Source organism: Lentzea rhizosphaerae (assembly GCF_042649515.1).
Lineage (GTDB): Bacteria > Actinomycetota > Actinomycetes > Mycobacteriales > Pseudonocardiaceae > Lentzea > Lentzea aerocolonigenes.
Genome location: NZ_JBHRZI010000036.1, coordinates 200,550 through 214,614 on the forward strand (window position 1 = coordinate 200,550; position 14,065 = coordinate 214,614).

Sequence of the window (14,065 nt, forward strand, 5' to 3'; positions counted from 1 at the left end):
TCGCGACCACACTTCGCGCCAGAACTGAAATTTGGTCAGGTCACAACCTTCTTGGCAAACCCGGATCACCCAGGCATGATCGCTTCGTCGTGGCGGGGGTGGGGATCTCCGCTGAAAGAGCATGTGAGTCAAGAGAGTGAGGGATGCGCATGTTCAGCATGAGGCGTGTTCTGCCTGTAGCGCTCGGTACTGTCGCCTGTGTCGCCCTGGTGCAGACCCCGGCGAACGCCATCGGGTCCTTCCACTACGCGAATGCGTCGAACGGACGGGGATACGGGGCGTTCAACAGCGTTGACAACAATCTGTTCAAGGTCGCGGACAAGAAGGCCGACGGCTACAGCATGGTGCTTCGCATCAAGTTCCCCGGCCGCGATGAGATGACGTCGTGCGACGACCGGAACGGCGCGAACAACGGTGAGGAGTTCTGCAGGATCTCCAACATTCCTCACAGGACAGCGTTCAAGTTCAAGGCCTGTGCGAGGGACTTCAGCGGCGAGCTTCCCGGATGGATCGACTGCTCCGGGTGGATCGACGACGTGACCTCGTAGACGGTGTGATGACCGCATGACCGCATGACCGCGAGGGTGTCGATGTCGGTCGTCACAACCCGTACATCGACATCCTCGCCTCATGTCTCCAGGTGCCTCTCCCTAGAACCTAGTCCTGCTGCGGCAGGAGCATCGGCTGGTCCAGCACCCACAACCACGACCCGTCCGGCTGGCGGCGGGCGATCTCGACGGTCATCTCCCCGGTGGTCAGCGTCGACACCGTCAGCGCCAGATCACCGCTCACCAGTGCGGGATGCTGCTTGCCCGGCGTGAGGACCGGTGCGGCCGCGACGAACTGCTCGTACACCTTGCGGATCTCGGCGTGCCCGGTCGCGGTGCTGCCCGGCGGGAACGCCAGCACGGCGTCCGCCTCGTACAACGCCACCAGTCCGTCGACGTCTCCCGCGTTGCCGCGCTCGATGAAGAACCTGGCCAGGTCGTTCGGTTCGGTGGCCACTGCGTTGCTTGTCATGGGGAAGAGCCTTCCAACTAATCACGACATCCTGTGTCGTGTATTCCGGTAGGTTTTCGGCATGCGCGCCGACCGGTTGGTCTCGCTGGTGTTGCTGCTGCGCCAACGCGGCCGTCTGTCCGCCACCGCACTCGCCCGCGAGCTGGAGGTGTCCACCCGCACGGTGCTGCGCGACATCGAGGCGCTGTCCGCGGCGGGCGTGCCGGTCTACGCCGAACGCGGCCGGCACGGCGGTTTCGCGCTCTTGCCGGGTTTCCAGACCGAGCTCACCGGCCTGAACCACGACGAGGCCCTCGCCCTGCTGGTCGCCGGGTCGCGGCGAGGCGCGCAGGCGTTCGGTCTCGGCACGGCTCTGGCCTCGGCCATGCGCAAAGTCGTGGACGCGCTCCCGGAAAACCAACGGGCGACCGCGGCCGGCGCGGTGCAACGACTGCTCGTCGACCCGGAGATCGACCTGCTCGCGCGCCGCACGGTCGCGGAGGAGGTGCCCGACACCGTCGTGGCCGAGGTGCGGCGCGCGGTGTTCGCCGGGCACCGCCTGCGCATTCACTACGCGGCCGCGGGGGAGAAGCCGAAGTGGCGCACGGTCGACCCGATCGGCCTGGTCACCGTGCGAGAACAGGGTTATCTGCTGGCGGTGCGCGGCGGCGCCGACCGCACCTACCGCTTGTCGCGCGTCCTGGCGGCTTCGGCGCTCGACGAGCCCGCGCAACGCCCGGACCGCGTCGACCTCGGCCGGGCGTGGCAGGAGCGCAGCACGCGGTTCCGGACCGGCGGCGACCAGGTCGTCGTGCGGCTGCGGGCGCACCCGTCGCGGCGCGGTGATCTCGTGAACACCGCGCTGACCGTCCACGATTCCGGTGCCGATGCGGACGGCTGGCTGTGTGTGGAGGCGGCCTTCCAGGACGCGCGGCACGCGGAGTGGGCGTTGTGGCACCTGGGAACCGATGCGGAAGCCCTGGCACCGCAGTGGTTGCGGGACCGCCTGCACGACCGCGCCGCCGCGGTCGTCGAGCGCTACAGGTGTAACGCCGCGCCTGGCCCGTCGGATTAACCCGCCATGGGCGAGCCGAGTGGTCTGATCCGTTTTACCGGAGACCAGGTGAACTTCGAACAGTCGGTGTCGCGCATCGCGGAACAGCTGAAGCCGCTCGGCGACGCCGGCCGCCACGTGGCCGAGTCGTACGCCCTGGACGCCGAAATCCGCCGGACCGCGGATGACCAGCAGCTGAAGTTGAAAGTGCTGGCCCAGCGCCGGAAGGAGTCGTCGGCGACGCTGCGGCAGATGCAGAAGGAGCTGGGCCGCGCCGACGTCAGCGCGGGCGCTCTGCGCGAGTGCATGGTCAACATGCAGCGCGAGACCGTGAAACCGGGCCTGCCACTGGCCGAACGCCGCGCGTACGTCGAGCTGACCCAGCACTTCACGACGATGCTGGTCCAGCACCACTCCGACCTCACCGGCGGCGTGGCGGACGTCATCGACAAGGTGCTCAACGGGTCGGGTGCCGCGGCGCTGGCACCGCGCAGATCAGGCGGCCGGCGGCGGCGCGGATGACGGTGGGGTGCTGAGACTTGTCCCGCAACGGGTGCGGTGGTTGTGCTGTGCCGCTGATCGGCCTGTTCGTGCTGTTCTTCGCGCTGCCGCTGGACATGCTGCTCGTGTCACCGGCGATCGCGGCGCACATCCTGGTCAGTGGCACGCCGGCCCAGCAGGTGTACCTCGAGGAGTGGCGGTGGGGCTGCCTGGTGGCGTTGCCGCTGGCCCTGGTGCTGGTCCGGATGGCGCTGAGCCGGGACGGCCGGGTGCGCGGCTCCGGTTGGCTGAAGCGCTGGCTGGGGTTGCTGCTGCGAAGTGTTGTGCTGCTCGGGGCGATGAACGTGATGGCGTTCGTGAAGCTGAAGCCGTCTGCGGAGCACGTGATCGACGACGGCATGCCTGCGTTTTTCGCGGCGTCGGCGGTTGGTGTCGGGGTGCTGGTCGGTGTCCGGTTGTGGGATCGGCGGCCTCGGCGGGTCACTGTTCAGGAGGTTCGGGCTGCTGCTGCGGAGGCTGATCGGGCGCTGCGGCGGGTTCGGGCTGAGAACGAGCGGGTTCGGCGGCAGGCTGAGCAGGTGCAGGCTCGGTTGGTGGCGTTGCGGGCTCGGAGTGGGAGGGCTGGGGCACGGCCTGGTGGGCGGTCGGATGGGCATCCGCGGGGGCGGGCTGGTGGGGCGAAGCAAGCCGGGCCGGGTGGGTCGGGCGCTGGTGGGGCCAAGCAGGCCGGCGGGGCGAAGCATTCGGGGGCGAGTGGGGCAGGGCAGCCGCAGCGAGGTGGGAGTAAGCCGTCGGGGGCTGGTGGGAGACAGCAGCCAGGGGCCGGTGGGGGACAGCCGGCGGGGGCTGGTGGAGGCAAGCAGGGCGGGGCTCGTCGGGATGATCGAGCTGCGCAGAGTGGGTGGGACGGGGCTTCCGTTGGCGTTGACTTTCACTCCTTGCGGGTGTTCCACCGGGAGTCGTATCAGTGTGCTGATACCGCGCACATGGCCTATCAGTCTGCTCAGACCTCGTTGCGGACCATGTCGTATTTAGTGCGGCGGACTCGGATTGTGCCGCAGTGGGTGGGGATGCCTGGGAAGGCCGCTCGGATGGCTCGGGCTGAGATGCGGGCGGCTGCTGTGCACTTGGCCGACTCGCATTCGAAGCTTCGGGGGCAGGTTGATGAAGGGTTGGGGATGGTTCGGACTTTGAACGCCAACACTTCTGAGTTGAAGGTGGAGATTCGGGACAGTTGTGGGGAGCGGGGGGAGCGGTGGTATTTGGCGTTGGAGGAGCGGATTGAGGCTGCTCGGGAGGAGCGGCGGGCCAGTCGGGCTTGAGTGCCTTCGGCCTTGGCGTTGTGGGGTTTAGAGCGTCACTGTTCCTGATACGCCTAGGACTGTGTTGCCGCCTACCCAGATTTCGCCGTCCGCCTGCGTCAGGTGGACTCGGCCCCGTCGGCCCAGCCTCGTGCCCTGCGCGGCGATGTAGGAGGTCGGGGCCAGTTCTGCTGGGATCAGCCATTGGGCGATGGCCGCGTTCAGGCTGCCGGTTACCGGGTCCTCGTCGAACCTGGTGCCCTCGTCCACGAAGGCTCGCACCTCGAAGTCCGCGTCGCTGCCCTCGGGGTGTGGGCCTACTACGCCGACACCTGTGAAGGTGCCGAACCGGGTGTAGTCGGGGGTGAGAGCGAGGACGGCCTCTGCGGACGGTAGGAGTGCTGCTATCCAGCCTGGGCCGTTGTCTGCCCACTGGGCGTCGACTATGTCGGTTGGGTTGAGGCGCAACGCTTTTGCCAGAGCCTGGAGTTCGTCTGGGGTGACTGGGCCGCTGCGGAGGCGTGGTGGGGCGGCGAACGAGAGGCGGGCGTTGTCTTGGCGGAGGGTTACCAGGCCTGCGCCGCACTCCTGGATCAGGTGGCCCGGCGTGTGTGGCTGGCCGCCTGCTTCGAGCCATGCTCGGGCTGAGCCGAGGGTTGGATGGCCTGCGAAGGGGAGTTCTCGGCTGATCGTGAAGATGCGCAGGCGGTAGTCGGCTGCTGGGGTTGTTGGTGGGAGGAGGAAGGTGGTTTCGGCCAGGTTGGTCCAGCGGGCGAACTTGGCCATTTGGTCGGTGGTCAGGTCTTCGGCGTCGTGCACCACGGCTACCGCGTTGCCGTAGGTTAGTTCGTCGGTGAACACGTCTACCTGGCTGAAGCCTCGCACGGGGATCAAAGTAGTGGATGTGCCAGAGCCAGGCGTTGTCCTCGGCCACCTTGACCGCTTCTGCTTGCGGATCGTGCCCTCGGACAGGTGCAGGGACTTGGCCGGATCGGCCACTGTGCCGCCGTCGCGTGCCGCGGAACTGGGCTTCACCGACGTCCTGGCTCCGTGGCCGGGGCACGAGGGTCCGTTCGCGGGTGACGAGGCCGTCCTCGACACCGTGGCGGCGGACGTCCTGCCGACGCTGTCCTGACGCGCAGGGTCCTTGGGCCCCGGTGCGGGGAGACCGTTCGCACTGTCGCCGTCCGCCGTCGCGGCGGAGGGTCTGGGCATGCGATGGAGCGCCGCCGCGAAAGCGGAGATCGTCGAGGCTGCCACGATGGCCACTCCGTGCAGCGCGGGCAGGCCGTGGGTGCTCGAACTGAACGGCAGGTCCGCGTACCTGTACGAGGTCGCGCGCCCCTCGTCGCGTGACCCGCTCGGCGTGGACGGGCTGCTGAGCTGCGGCGCCGCGCTCGAGCACGTGGTGCTGGCCGTCCGCGTCACGGGGTGGCACGCGCAGGCCATGTTTCCCACGGACCACCGCAACCCGGACCTGGTCGCGATCGTGCGGTCCGACCGGGTGCAGTCGCCCACCGAGGACGAGGTCGCCCGGCACCGCGCGATCCGCCTGGCCGACGGCACCGCGGACGGCGACGTGCGTGCCCTCGCGTCCGCGAACCACTGGGCGGGCACGGAGCTGCACGCGCTCGACGAGCACACCCTCGTCGTGCTCACCGTGGGTGACGCACGCCGCGACCACGTGCGCGGCGGCGCGGCGTTGCAGTCGGCGGTCCTGGCGGCTCGCTCCGCGGGACTGCGGGTGCGCCCGGTCGTGCACCTGCTGCACCGCCAGGAGTGGCGAGCCGGTCTGATCGAACGTCACGGCCTGGCGGGCTTTCCCCAGGCGCTGCTGACCGTCGGTGCGAAGGTCCCGGACGGTTCGGGACCAACGACCGCATCCCCGGCAGCGGCGCGTTCCTAGCTTCTACGTCGTGAAAGGGAGAAGCGGAATGCGCGCTCGCGACATCATGACCAGTCCGGCCATCACGGTGATCCCGCAGGTGCCCGTGCGCGGCGCCGCGGCCCTGCTCGTCTCGCACGGCTTCACCGCGCTGCCCGTCGTGGACGACGACAGGCGGCTGATCGGCATCGTCACGGAGGCGGACCTCCTGCGCAACGGCTACGTCGAAGAGACCCGCGGCGTCGCCGTCGGCGACGTGATGACCTCACCCGCGACGGCGATGGGCGGCGCCACGGAGGCGAGCGTCATCGCCCGCGTGCTCGTCGACGACCGCATCCGCTGCCTGCCGATCGTCGACGGCTCCCAGGTCGTCGGCGTCGTGACCCGCCGCGACCTCGTCCGCGCGCTCGGCCGCACCGACACGTCCGTCGCGGCGGAGGTCCAGCGCGTGCTCGACCTCTACGCCGACGGGAGTCGCAAGTGGACGGTCGAGGTGCGCGACGGCGAGGCCGTGATCAGCGCGGACGACGTGGACGACGAGACGGAGCGAGCACTTCTCGCGCTGGCGGGCCCCGTGCCCGGCGTCCTGAGCGTGCGGATTCAGGCTGGAGGACAGCGATGAAGGCACCCGACGCACCGGTCGTGGTGGGAGTCGACGGCTCGTCCTCGGCTCTCGCGGCGGTGAAGTGGGCCGCCGCCGAATGCGGCCGGCACCACGTACCACTGCTGCTCGTGCACGCCTACACGTTGCCCACCAGGGGATATCCCGAGATGGTGGTGACCGGCGGCGAGATCCGCCGCGCCATCGAGGAGCAGGGCAGGGCGTGGCTGACCGAAGCGGCCGCCGCGGCGGCCGGCGTGGACGTGTCCACCGAGCTGGTGTGCGACAACGGGACCAGACTGCTGATCGACCGGTCGCGCGAGGCGCGGTTGCTCGTGGTGGGCTCACAAGGGCTCGGCAACGTCACCGGTCTGCTCGTCGGTTCGACCGCGGTCGCCCTCGCCTCGCACGGCAGGAGCCCGGTGGTCGTCGTGCGCGGCACCGAGGTCCCGGACGGACCGGTCGTGGTCGGCGTCGACGGGTCACCGACGAGCGAGGCGGCGCTGGCGTTCGCCTTCGAGGAGGCCTCGGTCCGCGGGGCCGGGCTCACCGTGGTGATGTGCTGGCACGACTTCATGGTCGAGAGCGCCTACACCGCGTCGCGCTTCACCGTGGACTGGAAGCAGGTCGAGGAGGGCGAGCAGAGGCTGCTGGCCGAACGGCTCGCTGGATGGCAGGACAAATATCCGGACGTGCGGGTGCATCGCGTGGTGCTGCGTGATCGGCCGGTGCGCGCGCTTATGCGGTACGGCGCGGAGGCGCAGCTCCTGGTGGTGGGCAGTCACGGCCGTGGCGGGTTCACGGGGATGTTGCTGGGCTCGACGAGTCAGGCTCTCGTCTACCACTCGCCGTGTCCGCTGGCGATCGTGCGACAGCCGGAAGCATCGATGTAGGTCGATGGTTGCTTCCATCGATTCCGGTCGATAAAGTCTGCCGGACATCGAGTGTGGGAGCGAATCGTGGACGGCTTGCCGATGGTCGTGGTGGGCGCGGGGCCGACAGGTCTGGCCGCGGCCGCACACCTGCTGGAACGTGGCCTGGAACCGCTGGTGCTGGAGCCGGCGGGCTGGCGGCGGCCGGAGGGCTACCCGACCGGCGCTGAGTGGGCTGAGCTGTACCTGCGGCCGCTCGCCGCCGCGCTCGGGGAGCGGGTGCGTTTCGGCGCACGGGTGACCGGGGTGGCGCGGCGCGGGCGGGACCGGGTGGAGCTCGTGCTGCCGGAGACCGGGGTGTGCGGCGGAGCAGGGTCGTTCGCCGAGTGACCGCTGAACCCGTTGTCGCGCAAGGCACCGCTCTGCGCACGGTGCTGATCGTCCTCTGCGTCACCGAGATCACCAGCTGGGGCGTGCTCTACTACGCGTTTCCGGTGTTGGCGCCGACGATCAGCGCGTCGACCGGGTGGACGCTCCCCGAGCTCACCCTCGGCTTCACGCTCGCCCAGATCACCGGCGGCCTGGTCAGCGTCGTGGTGGGCAGGGTGCTCGACCGGTGGGGGCCGCGTGCGGTGATGAGCGCGGGATCGGTGCTCGCGGTCGTGGCCGTCGTCGTGGTCGCCACGGCGCAGTCGCTCACCGCGTACTTCGCGGGCTGGCTGCTCGCGGGCGCGGCGATGGCCGGCGTGCTCTACCAGCCCGCGTTCGCCGCGCTGACCCGCTGGTACGGCCCGCAACGCGTGCGCGCACTCACCGCCGTCACCCTGGTCGCAGGCCTGGCGAGCACGGTGTTCGCGCCGCTCACGGCACTTCTGAACACCGTGCTGGACTGGCGGCAGACCTACCTGGTGCTCGCGGTCGTGCTCGCCGTGATCACCGTGCCGTTGCACGTCCTGGGCCTGCGCAGGCCGTGGCAGCCCGCCGAGGCGCACGAGTCGGAAACGCCGTCCACGATCGCGCGCAGCGGCCGGTTCGTGCTGCTCGCGGTGGCGATGACGCTGTCCGCGTTCGCGGTCTACGCGGTCGTGATCAACCTGGTGCCGCTGCTCACCGAGCGCGGCCTGTCCACGACGACGGCGGCGATCGCGCTGGGCCTGGGCGGCGCCGGACAGGTGGCGGGCCGGCTCGGGTACGCGCGGCTGGAACGGGCCACGTCGGTGCGCAGCCGCACAGCCCTGGTGCTGCTGGCCGCCGCGGTGACGACGTTGCTGCTGGGACTCGTCCCGGGACCCGCGCTGGTCCTCGTCCTCGGATCGGTCCTGGCGGGATGTGCCCGCGGGATCTTCACGCTGGTGCAGGCCACCGCCGTGACCGACAGGTGGGGCAGTGTCCACTACGGACGGTTGAGCGGCCTGCTCGGCGGCCCGGTGATGCTGTCCGCCGCCGTGGCGCCGTGGGCGGGGAGCGTGCTGGCCGCGTGGTTCGGCGGGTACGCGGCGGTGTTCGTGCTGCTGGCCGCCGTCAGCGTGGTGGCAGCGCTGCTGTCCCTGAAGACCTAGTCGAGCAGCTCGGCGACGAGGGTGCGGACACGACGGTCGATCTCGTCGCGGATCGGCCGCACCGCGTCGACACCCTGACCCGCTCCGCGGGGGCCGAACCGGCGGATCGCACGGCGATGCGGCCCATCCCGTGGTGCTGCAGCAGGGCGGCGGCCATCTGCGAGCGGCCGGCGTTGTGCACGCAGACGAACAGCACCTCGGGAGTCGTGGGGTCGTTCTACCACTTGGTCTGCGTCACCTGTTCGGCAACGGGTTGAAACCCCGCCCGGCCGGGCAGGCGCGGCATCACACCGCACCTGCCCGGCCGAGGTCACAACGGCAGCCGGCGCAACGCCGGTTTGAGCACCTTCCCGGACCCCGTGCGCGGCAGCTCGGCCACCACCTCGACGTGCACGGGGATCTTGTACTTCGCCAGCCGCGGCACCAGGAACTCCCGCAGTGCCGCCGCGTCCAGGTCGGCACCGGGCGTCGGCCGCACGAACGCGCGCCCGACCTCGCCCCAGCGCGCGTCCGGGACACCCACGACCGCGACCTCGGCCACGTCGGGGTGGTCGGTGATCGCGTTCTCCACCTCGGCCGGGTACACGTTCTCCCCGCCCGAGATGAACATGTCCTTGAGCCGGTCGAGGACGTACAGGTGACCGTCGTCGAGCCGGCCGAGGTCGCCGGTCCGGAACCAGCCGTCCTCGGTGAACGCGGCGGCGGTGGCGACCGGGTCGTTCCAGTAGCCGGGGGTGACGTTGGGGCCCTGGACCTCGATCTCCCCGGTGTCCGCGAGCCTCAGATCGCCGAAGAACACCGGCGTCCCGGCCGAGCCCGCCTTGCGCACGCTGTCCGCGGCCTCGAGGAACGACGCGCCGGGAGCGGTCTCGGTGAGTCCGTAGCCCTGGCAGAACACCAGCCCGCGGTCCTGGTAGGTGTGGATCACCGCGTCCGGCACCGACGCGCCGCCGCAGATCAGCACCCGCAGCGACGACAGGTCCGCTGTGGGCCAGCGCGGTGACGCGGCCAGGTCGGCGTACATCGTGGACACGCCGAACATCCAGGTCACGCCGTAACCCTGGATCAGGTCCAGGCAGTCCTCGACGTTCCAGCGCGAGGTGATCACGCTGTGCCCGCCCTTGATGAACGTGGGCAGCAACGTCTGGGTGAGCGCCGCGACGTGGAAGAGCGGTGCCGCGACCAGGGCGATGTCCTCCGTGGACACGTCGACCCCGATCATGAGGTTGAACGTGTTCCAGAGCAGGTTGGCATGGCTGAGCACGGCGCCCTTGGGCCTGCCGGTGGTTCCGGAGGTGTAGAGGATCAGCGCGGGCTCGTCGATGGCGACCAGCTCGTCGAGCGGCTCCTGGGAGCCGCCCGCGAGCCAGTCCTCGTACGAGTCGAGCGAGATGGCGCGTTGGTGTTCCGCCTGGTGCGACGGCGAGTGGATCAGCACGTGCGCGCCGCAGTCCGCGAGCTGGTAGTTGATCTCCGCGGGGGTCAGGCGGAAGTTGAGCGGGACGAAGACCGCGCCGAGCTGGTGGGCGGCGAACATCGTCTCGGCGAACGAGGGGTGGTTGGGGCCGAGGTACGCGACCCGGTCACCGTGGCGCACGCCGAGCTCTGCCAGCCGGTGAGCCAGCTTCGTGGTGCGGACCGCGAGCTCCCCGTAGGTGGTGGAGACCCCGTTGTAGGTGAACGCCTCACGCTTCGGCGCCATGCGCGCGCGGCGGTGTGGCCAGCTGCCCAGTCCCGCGTTCCGCATTCGTGTCTCCTGTCAGGCTGGTGTGGCTGGTCTCGCGCAGCACGACCGTGCAGACGACGGTGAGCACGCAGAACGCGGCGAGGATCACCGGGATGGCCCCCGTTCCCGCGCTCTTCTGCACCTGCGCGAAGAGCAACGGCGCGAGCCCCGCGCCCAGACCGGCGAGCTGGTAGCCGAGCGAGGCACCGGTGTAACGGCTTCCCGTGCTGAACAGCTCGCTGTAGAGCGCGGCGAGCGGGCCGTACATCATCGGGTGGATGACGGCCTGGCCGAGTACCAGTGCGATGACGATGAAACCGTTGTCCACCAACGGGAACAGCGCGAACGCGAACGCGGCCATGAGGACTGCGCCCGCGAGGACGACGGGCCTGCGGCCGAACCGGTCCGACGCGGCCGACCAGCCGATGATCGAGATCACCGCGAGCGCGGAGGACAGGGTCAGGGCGTTGAGGATCGACGGCCGGGGGATGCCCGCCTGGACGCCGTACGCGAGGATGAAGGTCGTCAGCGTGGACTGCGCGACGAACGTCGAGAGGCCGACTCCGATCCCGAGCAGCAGCGTGCGCGGGTGGTTGCGCAGCACGTCGGCCAGCGGCAGGGAGGTGCGCTTGCGCTCGGCCCGGAACACCGGCGTCTCCTCGACCTTCATGCGGACGAACAGGCCGATGCCGAGCAGCACCAGGCTGAGCAGGAACGGCACCCGCCAGCCCCAGTCGAGGAACGCCTTGTCTCCCACCAGCGCGGCGGTGCCGGAGAGCGCGAGGGTCGACAGCACCATGCCGCACGGTGCGCCCGCGTTGGTGAAGCTCGCCCACAGTCCGCGCCGTGACGTGGCGTGCTCGGCGGACATGAGGACCGCGCCGCCCCACTCGCCGCCGACGGAGATGCCCTGCACGATCCGCAGCAGCACGAGTCCGGCCGGGGCGAGCCAGCCGATCTGGCCGTAGGTGGGCAGCAGACCGATCAGGAAGCTCGCCACACCCATGAGACCCATGGTGAGCACGAGCATCTTCTTGCGCCCCAACAGGTCGCCGTAGTGTCCGAAGATGACACCACCGAGCGGGCGGGCGAGGTAGCCGGTGGCGAACGTGCCGAAGCTCGCGATGGTGCCGACCAGCGGGTCCAGTGAGGAGAAGAAGACCTTGTTGAACACGACCGCGGAAGCGGTGGCGTAGAGGAGGAAGTCGTAGTACTCGATCACGCTGCCGAGGAAGCTGGACGCGACGGCACGGCGTAACTGCGTTGTTGTCGCCATGGCACTCTCATCTCAGGCGTAGTGGCGGTAAACCCCGCGCGCGACGCACGCGGGCTTGTCGGAGCCCTCGATCTCGACCGTGAAGTCGATGGTGATCTGCACGCCGTCGCCCTTGACCTCGTCGACGGACGCGACCTGTCCCGTGAGCCGGATCTTCGCGCCGACCGGCACCGGCGCGGGGAACCGGACCTTGTCCAGCCCGTAGTTGATGCTCATCCGCACGCCGGAGATGTCGAGCAGCTGGGTCATCAGCGGGATGAGCAGCGCCAGCGTGAGGTAGCCGTGGGCGATCGTGCCGCCGAACGGTCCTTCGGCGGCACGATCCTGGTCGACGTGGATCCACTGGTGGTCGTCGGTGGCGTCGGCGAACGTGTTGACGCGGCCCTGGTCGATCTGGAGCCAGTCGGTGTGGCCGAGGTTCTTTCCTGTCAGGGCCTTGAGCTCTTCGATGCCGTGCACGGCGGTGGTCATGCTTCCTCCTTGGTCAGTCCCAGCAGACGTGCGGCGTTGTGCTTGAGGATCTTGGGGCGGACGTCGTCCGAGATGTCGAGCTTGGCGAAGTCGGCGAGCCAGCGGTCCGGCGTGATCACCGGGAAGTCCGAGCCGAAGAGCACCTTGTCCTGCAACAACGTGTTGGCGTACCGGACGAGCTGCGGCGGGAAGTACTTCGGCGACCAGCCGGACAGGTCGATGTACACGAACGGTTTGTGCGTGGCCACCGCGAGCGCCTCGTCCTGCCACGGGAACGACGGGTGCGCCAGCACGATCTTGAGGTGCGGGAAGTCGACCGCGACGTCGTCGACGAGCATCGGGTTGGAGTGCTTGAGCCTGATGCCACCGCCGCCGGGCACGCCGGCACCGATTCCAGTCTGTCCACTGTGGAACAGCGCGGGGACCCCGAGCTCCTCGATCGCCTCGTACAGCGGGTACGCCATCCGGTCGTTCGGCGAGAAGTCCTGCAGGCTCGGGTGGAACTTGAACCCGCGGACGCCGTGCTCCTCGACGAGCCGGCGCGCCTCCCTGACCGCGGTGCGACCCTTCCACGGGTCGACGCTCGCGAACGGGATCAGCACGTCGGCGTGCTCGGCGCAGGACGCCGCGATCTCCTCGTTGCTGATGCGCGGGTGGCCCGTGGCGTGCTCGGCGTCGACCGTGAAGATCACCGCGGCCATGTTCCGCTCGCGGTAGATCTCGGCGGTCTGGGCGATCGTCGGCTGCCGGTGCCCTGCCTTGAAGTACTTCGCGGACGCCTCGAGCAGGGTGGGGCTGAGCGAGCTGTGGCCGTCGCCGGAGATCTCGGCGTGCGTGTGCACGTCGATGGCGACGAGGTCGTCTGCGTTCACGGTGCCACCGGAGCCGGGATGCCGTAGGTCTCGGGCTCGAACTCGCCCCAGTGCTGGGCGATCTTCGCCGCGTTCCAGCCGCCGTCGGAGAACTGGACCTGCTTCTCGGCGGGGTGCGACCACAGCGCGAGCCGGTCGCCGCCGATGCCGATCGCCTGGCCCGTCACGCCCTTCGCCGCGTCGGAGGCGAGGTAGACGATCAGTTCGGCGACGTCCTCGACGGTGCCGAGCCCCTCGTCCCTGCGCACCCACTCCGGCAGCGGGGTGCCGTTCCGTTCCGACTCCTCGATCAGCGGCGCGAACGCCGGGATCGTCCTCGTCATCTCGGTGGCGGCGACCGGCACGACCGCGTTGACGGCGATGTCGGACCGCGCGAGCTCCAGCGCCCACGTCCGCGCCATGGCGGCGATCCCGGCCTTGGCGGCGGAGTAGTTGGTCTGCCCGAAGTTGCCGCGCTGCCCCGCAGGCGACGAGATGAGCACCAGGCTGCCGCCGGTCCCTTGCTCGCGCATCCTGATGGCCGCCGCACGGGCGCAGGTGAACGTGCCGCGCAGGTGCACGTTGATCACGGCGTCGAAGTCGTCGTCGCTCATCTTCCACAGGACTTTGTCGCGCAGAATCCCGGCGTTGGTGACCAGCACGTCGAGCCGCCCGAACTCCTCGACGGCAGCCGCGACGAGCCGTTCCGCGGTCTCGGTCGACCCGACCGGCGCGACGACCGCCTTGCCGCCGATGCTCGCGGCGACCTCCTCGGCGACCTCGTCCACGTCGTTGACCACGACCTGAGCCCCGTTGCGCGCCAAGGCTTCCGCGTACGCCCGCCCCAGCCCGCGGCCGGCGCCCGTGACGATCGCGACCTTTCCCGACAGCTCCATCCGACCGAGTCCTCTCCGTTGGGATCGCGACCCAAAGTACGTCAGATTCGTGACGCTCGTCTAGATGCTGCCC

The 14,065-nt window shown here is 69.7% G+C and carries 16 protein-coding genes and 2 pseudogenes; 9 read left to right on the forward strand and 9 right to left on the reverse strand.

Going from position 1 to position 14,065, the window contains the following annotated elements:
- Positions 1 to 143: 143 nt before the first annotated feature.
- A complete protein-coding gene (locus ACFOWZ_RS38535) occupies positions 144 to 548 on the forward strand; it encodes a hypothetical protein (RefSeq protein ID WP_382378896.1) in 405 nt (134 codons plus the stop codon).
- Between the two features lie 109 nt (positions 549 to 657).
- Here ACFOWZ_RS38535 and ACFOWZ_RS38540 read toward each other — a convergent pair whose 3' ends face one another.
- Positions 658 to 1,005, reverse strand: coding sequence for a YybH family protein (locus tag ACFOWZ_RS38540; RefSeq protein WP_081902047.1), 348 nt, complete (start codon positions 1,003 to 1,005; stop codon positions 658 to 660).
- A 76-nt stretch (positions 1,006 to 1,081) separates the two neighbouring features.
- Between ACFOWZ_RS38540 and ACFOWZ_RS38545 the strand changes: the two genes are divergently transcribed.
- Positions 1,082 to 2,074, forward strand: coding sequence for a helix-turn-helix transcriptional regulator (locus ACFOWZ_RS38545; RefSeq protein ID WP_382378897.1), 993 nt, complete (start codon positions 1,082 to 1,084; stop codon positions 2,072 to 2,074).
- A gap of 48 nt (positions 2,075 to 2,122) precedes the next feature.
- Entirely contained in the window at positions 2,123 to 2,575 is a 453-nt protein-coding gene (locus ACFOWZ_RS38550; protein WP_382378898.1) for a hypothetical protein, read from the forward strand.
- Here the strand turns inward: ACFOWZ_RS38550 and ACFOWZ_RS38555 are convergent.
- Together ACFOWZ_RS38555 and ACFOWZ_RS38560 are read right to left on the reverse strand one after the other, a co-directional pair.
- Positions 2,511 to 2,954 (reverse strand): hypothetical protein, encoded by a 444-nt coding sequence (locus ACFOWZ_RS38555; RefSeq protein ID WP_382378899.1) that lies wholly within the window; start codon positions 2,952 to 2,954, stop codon positions 2,511 to 2,513. The genes ACFOWZ_RS38550 and ACFOWZ_RS38555 overlap by 65 nt on opposite strands.
- Before the next feature lie 949 nt (positions 2,955 to 3,903).
- Positions 3,904 to 4,740 (reverse strand): PhzF family phenazine biosynthesis protein, encoded by an 837-nt coding sequence (locus ACFOWZ_RS38560; protein WP_382378900.1) that lies wholly within the window; start codon positions 4,738 to 4,740, stop codon positions 3,904 to 3,906.
- A gap of 97 nt (positions 4,741 to 4,837) precedes the next feature.
- Here ACFOWZ_RS38560 and ACFOWZ_RS38565 point away from each other — a divergent pair, with 97 nt between their 5' ends.
- The 6 genes and pseudogenes from ACFOWZ_RS38565 (at position 4,838) to ACFOWZ_RS38590 (ending at position 8,772) form a co-directional block, all read left to right on the forward strand.
- Complete coding sequence (locus ACFOWZ_RS38565; RefSeq protein WP_382378901.1) at positions 4,838 to 4,990, forward strand: hypothetical protein; 153 nt, start codon at positions 4,838 to 4,840, stop codon at positions 4,988 to 4,990.
- A gap of 78 nt (positions 4,991 to 5,068) precedes the next feature.
- On the forward strand, positions 5,069 to 5,761 hold the full coding sequence (locus ACFOWZ_RS38570; RefSeq protein WP_382378902.1) for a hypothetical protein: 693 nt from the start codon (positions 5,069 to 5,071) through the stop codon (positions 5,759 to 5,761).
- Positions 5,762 to 5,789: 28 nt separating this feature from the next.
- The gene (locus tag ACFOWZ_RS38575; RefSeq protein WP_382378903.1) at positions 5,790 to 6,362 is read left to right on the forward strand and encodes a CBS domain-containing protein; all 573 of its coding nucleotides are present in this window, start codon (positions 5,790 to 5,792) and stop codon (positions 6,360 to 6,362) included.
- The gene (locus ACFOWZ_RS38580; protein WP_382378904.1) at positions 6,359 to 7,234 is read left to right on the forward strand and encodes a universal stress protein; all 876 of its coding nucleotides are present in this window, start codon (positions 6,359 to 6,361) and stop codon (positions 7,232 to 7,234) included. The genes ACFOWZ_RS38575 and ACFOWZ_RS38580 overlap by 4 nt, the downstream gene beginning before the upstream one ends.
- Positions 7,235 to 7,300: 66 nt before the next feature.
- Positions 7,301 to 7,546 (forward strand): annotated as a pseudogene (locus ACFOWZ_RS38585) (NAD(P)-binding protein); the annotation flags it as partial.
- A 53-nt stretch (positions 7,547 to 7,599) separates the two neighbouring features.
- Complete coding sequence (locus ACFOWZ_RS38590; RefSeq protein WP_382378905.1) at positions 7,600 to 8,772, forward strand: MFS transporter; 1,173 nt, start codon at positions 7,600 to 7,602, stop codon at positions 8,770 to 8,772.
- On the opposite strand, the pseudogene ACFOWZ_RS38595 reads toward ACFOWZ_RS38590, so the two are convergent.
- From ACFOWZ_RS38595 to ACFOWZ_RS38620, 6 genes and pseudogenes are all read right to left on the reverse strand, one after another.
- A pseudogene (locus tag ACFOWZ_RS38595) lies at positions 8,769 to 8,929 on the reverse strand (hypothetical protein). The gene ACFOWZ_RS38590 and the pseudogene ACFOWZ_RS38595 sit on opposite strands and share 4 nt — an antisense overlap.
- 153 nt (positions 8,930 to 9,082) lie before the next feature.
- The gene (locus ACFOWZ_RS38600; RefSeq protein ID WP_382378906.1) at positions 9,083 to 10,519 is read right to left on the reverse strand and encodes an acyl-CoA synthetase; all 1,437 of its coding nucleotides are present in this window, start codon (positions 10,517 to 10,519) and stop codon (positions 9,083 to 9,085) included.
- Complete coding sequence (locus ACFOWZ_RS38605) at positions 10,458 to 11,774, reverse strand: MFS transporter (protein WP_382378907.1); 1,317 nt, start codon at positions 11,772 to 11,774, stop codon at positions 10,458 to 10,460. The genes ACFOWZ_RS38600 and ACFOWZ_RS38605 overlap by 62 nt, the downstream gene beginning before the upstream one ends.
- Positions 11,775 to 11,786: 12 nt before the next feature.
- Positions 11,787 to 12,245, reverse strand: coding sequence for a MaoC family dehydratase (locus tag ACFOWZ_RS38610; RefSeq protein WP_382378908.1), 459 nt, complete (start codon positions 12,243 to 12,245; stop codon positions 11,787 to 11,789).
- A complete protein-coding gene (locus ACFOWZ_RS38615; protein ID WP_382378909.1) occupies positions 12,242 to 13,117 on the reverse strand; it encodes an amidohydrolase family protein in 876 nt (291 codons plus the stop codon). Before ACFOWZ_RS38615 ends, ACFOWZ_RS38610 begins: the two co-directional genes overlap by 4 nt.
- Entirely contained in the window at positions 13,114 to 13,992 is an 879-nt protein-coding gene (locus tag ACFOWZ_RS38620; RefSeq protein ID WP_382378910.1) for an SDR family NAD(P)-dependent oxidoreductase, read from the reverse strand. The genes ACFOWZ_RS38615 and ACFOWZ_RS38620 overlap by 4 nt, the downstream gene beginning before the upstream one ends.
- Positions 13,993 to 14,065 lie beyond the last annotated feature (73 nt).

What these genes read in the sequence shown, in the direction of transcription:
- ACFOWZ_RS38600 (WP_382378906.1), bottom strand. Translation starts at nt 10,519, where the DNA reads ATGCGGAACGCGGGACTGGGCAGCTGGCCACACCGCCGCGCGCGCATG.
- ACFOWZ_RS38620 (WP_382378910.1), bottom strand. Translation starts at nt 13,992, where the DNA reads ATGGAGCTGTCGGGAAAGGTCGCGATCGTCACGGGCGCCGGCCGCGGG.
- ACFOWZ_RS38575 (WP_382378903.1), top strand. Translation starts at nt 5,790, where the DNA reads ATGCGCGCTCGCGACATCATGACCAGTCCGGCCATCACGGTGATCCCG.
- ACFOWZ_RS38570 (WP_382378902.1), top strand. Translation starts at nt 5,069, where the DNA reads ATGCGATGGAGCGCCGCCGCGAAAGCGGAGATCGTCGAGGCTGCCACG.
- ACFOWZ_RS38580 (WP_382378904.1), top strand. Translation starts at nt 6,359, where the DNA reads ATGAAGGCACCCGACGCACCGGTCGTGGTGGGAGTCGACGGCTCGTCC.
- ACFOWZ_RS38610 (WP_382378908.1), bottom strand. Translation starts at nt 12,245, where the DNA reads ATGACCACCGCCGTGCACGGCATCGAAGAGCTCAAGGCCCTGACAGGA.
- ACFOWZ_RS38605 (WP_382378907.1), bottom strand. Translation starts at nt 11,774, where the DNA reads ATGGCGACAACAACGCAGTTACGCCGTGCCGTCGCGTCCAGCTTCCTC.
- ACFOWZ_RS38555 (WP_382378899.1), bottom strand. Translation starts at nt 2,954, where the DNA reads ATGCCGTCGTCGATCACGTGCTCCGCAGACGGCTTCAGCTTCACGAAC.
- ACFOWZ_RS38535 (WP_382378896.1), top strand. Translation starts at nt 144, where the DNA reads ATGCGCATGTTCAGCATGAGGCGTGTTCTGCCTGTAGCGCTCGGTACT.
- ACFOWZ_RS38545 (WP_382378897.1), top strand. Translation starts at nt 1,082, where the DNA reads ATGCGCGCCGACCGGTTGGTCTCGCTGGTGTTGCTGCTGCGCCAACGC.